Origin of the sequence: Aeromonas sp. 62-46, from assembly GCF_001898585.1 — a bacterium.
In the GTDB taxonomy this organism is placed as follows: domain Bacteria; phylum Pseudomonadota; class Gammaproteobacteria; order Enterobacterales; family Aeromonadaceae; genus Aeromonas; species Aeromonas caviae.
This window is the reverse complement of the sequence record NZ_MKUI01000053.1, coordinates 38700-45841: the sequence shown is the minus strand read 5'-3', so window position 1 is coordinate 45841 and position 7142 is coordinate 38700. Positions and strand designations below refer to the sequence as shown.

Below are 7142 nucleotides of genomic sequence, written 5' to 3'. Positions count from 1 at the left end.
GGGGTTCTGTATATCGGGGGTAATATGGTCTCCCTAGCTGTGATCTCTCTGCAGGTTGTTCACTCGGGGCATTACCGGAGAATTGGAGGCGCCAACCAAACTAATCGTCGGAGATGTGCGAGTGAACAACCATAAAAATGTCCACTTAACCGTCTTTGGTCGACAGCTTCTTGTCCGGCGCGTCCTTGAACAGGGCCTGCGTGTTGAAGAGGCGGATCACGCTGCCGAGTCACTATCCGAGCAACTGACAAGTGGCTCACTCGATATCGCAAGGAGGGACCTGATGGCTTGCTCGGTCACTCTTCTTGCCCCCATGCCATCGATGACCAGCGCCAACAGGGATTATCGAACTGCGCAAGCATCAACAAACCTATCGACCCATCAGTCATGGGCTGGTGGTGCTAGCCTGCGTGTAAATGTAAACCATCATGCCGCATCAATCGTGCCATCGGGCGTTTCCCACAGGTCTCACCCATCTCTCGCAGCTAAGCGTAAGAACTAGCTAGGCAGGATGTGGCGGAAGCGCCATTTGGTGTTTCTGGCATGGGGTCGACCCGGCAAGCGGCGAGATATTGTTCGGTGCATTGCTGGGCCGGGATGGCCGAATGCGGTTGGTCTATGGGCTGTTGATTGGTGCTTTCTACAGAGATGAGCATTGAGGACTCGTTTTGCTTTGTTTGAATTCTACTGCAATGCATTGAAATATAACTACAAATTGAACTTCTGCTGTTTATGGTCACGAACTTCTGCATGTTGTGTTTCACATATGAAACAGCGGACTGGCTTTACTGGTTTTTTTGCGGCCAAAGCGGATGAAGTCCTGACCCTTCAGTTACTCACACGAACAGCGTTGCTATCTGTAGCAATGCCCTCAAATTTCACCATGTCCCAATTGTGTACCGCGCTCATCAGCGTAAGAACCATAAACCTTTATAAATCAGTCCATTAAAAAACACATATTGCAAAACGTGGAAGTAGAACGTGGGCCCGCTGGCCGGGTGCGCTGATGTGCTCATGTTGCTCGAAAGGAGTATCCGATGACGGCGGCGCCTGGCGCCTGGGTGGGGGTGCCATGCACCGCAATTGCCTGCATGGTAAACCATCGCGCTGGCAGAGCGAAGTCCGGGGCGTTCGCCTGGCGCTTTAATGGGCAGTGGGCGTTGTCCGTGAGCCTGGTCATCCCATCGGTCCGGCTCAGGGCTGGGGAAAGTGAGGAGTCAGGGTATTGAGGTCCAGCAGGGTGAAGTAGCCGCCCTCCTCGGGATACCAGCCGCCGGTGTCGATGTAGTGGACGTTGCCAAGGCGCACCGGCACCCTCACCGGGGTGTGGCCCACCACCAGGGCGGCGAGATCCGCGACCCCGCTCTCGTCCAGCCGCTCGATGCAGCGCCTTGACCAGAGGCAGACGTTCTTGATGGCCCGAAGCCGTCCGCCGCTCACCCCGGCATCGAGTTGGTCCAGCAGCCCCTGCCAGGCGGAGAAGGGGCAATCGGCGTGAAGCAGCCCGACGGGGCCCTGGGTGGTCTGCACCTCGATGGCCAGGGGCAGGCTGCGGTAGTGGACGGCGAACGCCGCCTGCTGATAGGGGGAGAGCCGTTCAAACCAGCCGCCGCCGTTTCGGATCCAGTTCTCCCGATCGCAACTCTCGTAACGGCAGACGTAGTCGTCGTGATTGCCGCAGACCGGGTGAAACCAGGGCCTGGCCAGCCAGTGGACCACCTCGCTGCACTCGGGTCCGCGATCCGCCAGATCCCCGACGCTGAAGAGACGGTCCCGGGCGGGATCAAAATCCAGGGTGTCGAGGGCCTGCTGCAACAGGGCGAAGTGGCCGTGGATGTCGCCGACGGCCAGATCGCGCCCCAGGGCGTTTTGGGGGAAGCGTCTTATCAGGGGGGAGGGTGTCATGGCGTCTCCTGCCTCTATCCCGGACGGGGATGTTTTGTCTGCCTGTACATAAGGTTACAGAAGAAAAGTGGCGAGCGGGCAGAGCCTGGTAAATCATAGGATTGCCCCCGTGAACGTGCGGCGTCACGCGCTGCCTGTGGGGGAGTCACTCCGGGAGGGCGCCTTGTCCGCCCGCTTTCGGAGCCTCTCTTTCTCCACGCTTTTCGACAGGAATCTTGAATGCGGCGTCAGCTGTTGATCTGGATAGGCCCCCTGTGCAGCCTGCTGCTGCTGGGGGCGGCCTTGACCGTCCTCTATCATTTGACCCACCTGTGGCACTGGCACGACATCCGCCAGGCCATCTGGTCACAACCCTTGCCGCAGTTGGGGGGCGCCCTGCTGCTCACCCTGCTCAGCTATGGCTGCCTCTGCTGCTATGATCTGCTGGCCCTGAAGGTGCTGGAAAAACGCCTGCCCTGGCAGCAGGTGGGGATGACCTCCTTCATCGCCTACACCTTCTCCAACACCCTGGGCTTTGCACTGCTCACCGGCTCCTCGGTGCGCTACCGGCTCTACTCCTCCCTGGGGCTTGGCACCGGGGAGGTGGCCAGGGTGATCCTCTTTTGCTCCATCACCTTCTTCCTCGGCCTGCTGGGCTGGGGGGGCAGCGCCCTGTTGCTGGGGCAGGGGGCGGCCCTGCTGGTGGACTGGCCCCGCTGGGCGACCGGGTTGTTGCAACTGGCGGGGGGCCTGGCCCTGCTGACGGTGCTGGCGTATCTGGTGTGGCCGGGGACAGCCCTGGTCTGGCGCGGGCACCCGCTGTTCCTGCCGCGCATCAGATACCGCCTGCTGCAGCTGCTCATCGCCCTGCTCGACTGGATGGCCGCCGCCGCCGTGCTCTATGTGCTGCTGCCATCGGGCAGCGTGCCCTATCCGGTGCTGCTCAGTGCCTTCGTGCTCTCCAGTCTGCTCGGGGTGCTGGCCCATGTGCCGGGGGGCATCGGGGTCTTCGAGGCGAGCATGAGCCTGCTGCTCACCCACTATCTGCCGGTGGACAAGCTGCTCGCCTCCCTGCTTATCTACCGCTGCGTCTACTACTTCCTGCCCTTCCTCTGTGCCCTGCTGCTGTTCGCAGGTCAGGAGCTGCTGCAACAGCGGGCCCGCCTGCACCGGTTGCAGGGGGTGATGATGGCGACCCGGGAGTTTGTGCCCGCCCTGGTGAGCATGGGTACCTTCGCGGCGGGCACCCTGCTGCTTTGCTCCGGGATGATCCCCACCATGAAGGGGCGGATCGAAGCCTTCCTGGAGGTGTTGCCCCTGCACCTGCTGGAGCTCTCCCATGTGCTCGGCAGCGTCAGCGGCGTGTTGCTGCTGTTGCTGGCCCACAGTCTCTACCGCCGTCATGACGGGGCATTCAGGATCACCCAGTGGCTGCTGGGGCTTGGCATGCTGTTCTCCCTGTTCAAGGGGTTTGACTGGGAGTCGGCCCTGCTGCTCGGGGGCTTCTTGCTCATCATCACCCCCTGCCGCCCTCTCTTTTATCGCAAGGGTTCCCTGCTTCACGCCCGGTTTACCCCTTCCTGGCTGATGTCGGTGGGGGCCGTGCTGCTGGGGGCCTTGTGGTTGCTGCTCTTCTCCTACCGGCATGTGGAGTACGACCCCTCCCTCTGGCTGCACGTCTCGGCCCACGGGCCCGGGGCCGCCTCCCGCGCTCTGCGCGCCATGGGGAGCGTCATCGGCGTGCTGGCGGTGGTCGGGGTGGCCCATCTGTTGGCCCCCTTGCGCCTCGCCACCTGCAAGCCGGATGCCGAGGCGCTCTCCCGTGCCCATGGGCTGGTGATGCGGGCAGGGGGAGGCCACGGCTACCTGGCCCAGCTCGGGGACAAGTCCCTGCTGTTCCACCCCAGCGGCGAGGCGTTCCTCATGTACGGGGCCGAGGGCAGCAGCTGGATAGTGATGGGGGATCCCGTCGGCCAGCCCTCCCTCGTGGAGGAGCTGCTCTGGCAGTTTCGCGAGCGCTGTGACGAGCACGACGTCAGCCCGGTCTTCTACCAGGTGTCGGCCCGCTATCTGCCTGTCTATCTGGATCTCGGGCTCATCCCCTTCAAACTGGGGGAGGAGGCCATCGTGGATCTGCCGAGCTTCGATCTCGCCGGCAGTCGCCTGCGCAACCTGCGCCAGAGTCACGCCAAGGGCAAGCGGGAAGGGCTGCGCTTCGAGGTGGTTGCCCCCGGTGAGATTGCCCCCCTGCTGCCTGAGTTGAAGGGGATCTCCGACAGCTGGCTGCACAGCAAGCAGGGCAGGGAGAAGGGCTTCTCCGTGGGCAGTTTCGATCCTGCCTACCTCACCCTCAACCCGATGGCGCTGGTGCGGCGGGAGGGGCAGATCGTCGGGTTTGCCAACCTCTGGACCAGCGACAACAAGGAGAGCCTCTCCATCGATCTGATGCGCTACAGCCTGGACACAGGGGCGGCGCCGGTCATGGATTTCCTGTTTGTCGAGCTCCTGCTGTGGGGCAAGCAGGAGGGGTATGCCAGCTTCAACCTGGGGATGGCCCCCATGTCGGGCTTCAACGACAACCCCCTGGGCGGTTACTGGGCCCGCCTTGGCAACACCCTGTTCACCCGGGGCAGCCGTTTCTACAACTTCCAGGGATTGCGGCGTTACAAGGAGAAGTTCGGCCCAAGGTGGGAGCCCCGCTACCTGCTCTGTACCGGTCATCTGGTGCTGCCCCGCACCCTGACCCACCTCGTCTCCCTCATCAGTCGCGGCCCCTTCGGGCTCATGAAAAAATAGGAGTTGGCCCATGAGAGCCATGTTGTTGCTGTTGATTTGCTGTTTCGTCTCTTCGTTCACCTTGCCGGCAGTGGCTGCCCAGCCGGGGCGGGTCGGCGCGGATCTGGGGCTGGTGGAGTTGCCCGTGGCGCAAGCCTCGTCTTCCCCCATGGTGGTCTTCATGAGCGGGGATGGCGGCTGGGCGGCGCTGGACAAGGGGCTCAGCGCCCAGTTGCAGGCCCACGGCATGCCGGTGGTGGGCTGGAGTTCGCTCTCCTATTACTGGAAGAAGAAGACGCCGGAGCAGGCGACGGCGGATCTGGTGCGCATCCTCACCGAGTACCAGTCCCGCTGGGGGCGCCAGCGCTGGCTGCTGGTGGGCTTCTCCTTTGGTGCCGAGATAGTGCCCTTCGTCATCAATCGTCTGCCGCCGGCCTATCGCGACAGCCTAGCGGGGGCCGTGATGCTCTCCCCCTCGACCGCGTCGGATTTCGAGATCCACGTCAGCGACATGGTGGTGCACGACAAGGGGGGCCGTTATCCCACCCTGCCGGAGGTGACACGGATCCAGACTCTGCCGCTGCTCTGCGTGCAGGGCGCGGAGGACGACTCCCCGGTCAAACTCTGTCCGCGCTTGCAGCAGCCGAACGTGACGACGGTGACCCTGCCGGGCTCCCACCACTTCGACGACAACTACCAGACCCTGTATCAGGAGATTGCCGGGCACCTGGGCCTGGCCCAATAACGGCGAGAGGCTGGGAAAACGACACAGGGCGGCCAATGGCCGCCCTGTTGCCGTGGCCCCTTGCAACTGTCCAGGGGGCTGGCATGCCGGGATCAGAGCAGATCTTCGAGCTGGTACTTCTTGAGCAGGGTGTTGAAGGTGCCGTCGGCCTTGACGCTCTCGATGGCGGCATCGAAGCGGGCCTTGAGCTTGTCATCGTGTTTGCGAAGGGCCACCGCCACCCCTTCTCCCAGGATCTTGTCCTGGGTGCCGTTGAACTGGGGACCGACGAAGGCGAACTGCTTGCCCATCTCCTTGTCGAGGAAGCCCACCTTCAACTGCACCATGTTGCCGAAGGTGTAGTCGGCGCGGCCGGACTGCAGATCCAGCATGGGAGACTGGGCGTTGACGTAGCGCTTGATCTTGGCCACCTCGCCATAGCGGGCGGTGACGAAGTTGTCCTGGGGAGTGCCCTCCTGCACCGCGATCACCTTGCCCTTGAAGTGGGCCGGATCGTCTGCAAAGTCGGCGGCCTTGTCGCTGCGCCCCACGAAGCGGTTCTGCATCATGTAGTAGACCTGGCTGAAGTCCACTTTCTGGCGCCGCTCGTCCGTGATGTTCATGGAGGACATGATGGCGTCGTACTTGCGCACCTGCAGGCCCGGCAGCAGGGCATCCCAGGGCTGGTTGATCACCTCGCACTCGGTCTTCATGGCCGCGCACAGGGCATAGGCCAGATCGACCTCGAAGCCGCCGAGCTGGCCGTTGCTGTCGACCATCTCGAAGGGGGGATAGGTGGCATCGGTGGCGATCACCAGGGGTTTGGCGGCGGCCTGGCCGGCGGTGGCCAGGGCCATCAGCATCATCAGTGTGTTGAGTTTCATGGTCAGTCCCTTGAAGTGTGGTGTCATTCCTAGCGTGCTAAAGGGTGCCGGCCTCAAGGGCCGACGGCTATCTTGCGATGGGTGAGGGCCGGCAACTGGCTGCGCACCGTGCGCTGTGCTGCCAGATCCAGGGTGGCGATGGCCATGCCCTGACCCTCCTCTACCTGGGCCAGTATCCGGCCCCAGGGATCGATGATCATGCTGTGGCCGAAGGTGCGCCGCCCACCGGGGTGGTGTCCCCCCTGGGCACTGGCAAACACGAAGGCCAGGTTCTCCACTGCACGTGCCCGCAGCAGCAGCGCCCAGTGCGCGAGCCCGGTGGTGTGGGTGAAGGCCGCGGGCAGGGCGATGAAATCGGGGGCGGGCCCCAGGCGAAACAGCTCCGGGAAGCGCAGGTCGTAGCAGATCCCGAGGCGCAGCACGCCCCAGGGCAGGGGATGGCTCACCACCTCCCGGCCCGGGGTCATGGTCGCGGCCTCGTCATACTGCTCCTGCCCGGTGCAAAAGCCAAACAGGTGCAGCTTGTCGTAGCGGCTTGCGAGCTGCCCTTGCGGGTCGATGAGCAGGCTGCTGTTGTGCATCTTGCCGGGCTCGTGGCTGGCAAGCGGCAATGTGCCGGCCAGGATCCAGACGCTGAGCTCCCGGGCCAGCCCCTGTACCCAGGCAAGCAGGGGGTGATCGTCAACGGGGGCGGCCAGGGCCACTCGCGCCCGCTCATCGACCGGCATCAGGTAGAAATATTCGGGCAGCAGGGCCAGCTCGGCCCCCTCGGCCGCCGCCTGACGCAGCAACGCTTCGGCCTGGGCCAGGTTGTGGTCAAGGTCATCCCCGGAGACCATCTGGAGGACGGCAACGCGCAGTGAATCCATGGTGCC

At 63.4% G+C, this 7142-nt stretch carries 5 protein-coding genes and 1 pseudogene; 3 read left to right on the top strand and 3 right to left on the bottom strand.

What is annotated here, in order from left to right:
• Positions 1–121 precede the first annotated feature (121 nt).
• Positions 122–395: pseudogene (locus BGO64_RS16950) on the top strand (leucine zipper domain-containing protein); the annotation flags it as partial.
• Between the two features lie 799 nt (positions 396–1194).
• On the opposite strand, the gene BGO64_RS16945 reads toward BGO64_RS16950, so the two are convergent.
• Positions 1195–1905, bottom strand: a complete 711-nt coding sequence (locus BGO64_RS16945; RefSeq protein WP_286701056.1) for a metallophosphoesterase — start codon at positions 1903–1905, stop codon at positions 1195–1197.
• 219 nt (positions 1906–2124) lie between these two features.
• On the opposite strand from BGO64_RS16945, the gene mprF reads away from it, so the two are divergent.
• Both mprF and BGO64_RS16935 read left to right on the top strand, forming a co-directional pair.
• Positions 2125–4680 carry a bifunctional lysylphosphatidylglycerol flippase/synthetase MprF gene (gene mprF, locus BGO64_RS16940; RefSeq protein ID WP_286701055.1) on the top strand — a complete coding sequence of 852 codons (2556 nt, stop codon included), beginning with the start codon at positions 2125–2127 and terminating at the stop codon, positions 4678–4680.
• A 10-nt stretch (positions 4681–4690) separates the two neighbouring features.
• The gene (locus BGO64_RS16935) at positions 4691–5404 is read left to right on the top strand and encodes an AcvB/VirJ family lysyl-phosphatidylglycerol hydrolase (protein ID WP_171864823.1); all 714 of its coding nucleotides are present in this window, start codon (positions 4691–4693) and stop codon (positions 5402–5404) included.
• A gap of 92 nt (positions 5405–5496) precedes the next feature.
• Here the strand turns inward: BGO64_RS16935 and BGO64_RS16930 are convergent, their stop codons facing one another.
• Both BGO64_RS16930 and BGO64_RS16925 read right to left on the bottom strand, forming a co-directional pair.
• Complete coding sequence (locus BGO64_RS16930) at positions 5497–6267, bottom strand: ABC transporter substrate-binding protein (RefSeq protein ID WP_041211345.1); 771 nt, start codon at positions 6265–6267, stop codon at positions 5497–5499.
• A 53-nt stretch (positions 6268–6320) separates the two neighbouring features.
• Positions 6321–7136 (bottom strand): carbon-nitrogen hydrolase family protein, encoded by an 816-nt coding sequence (locus BGO64_RS16925; protein WP_286701054.1) that lies wholly within the window; start codon positions 7134–7136, stop codon positions 6321–6323.
• Positions 7137–7142: the final 6 nt, after the last annotated feature.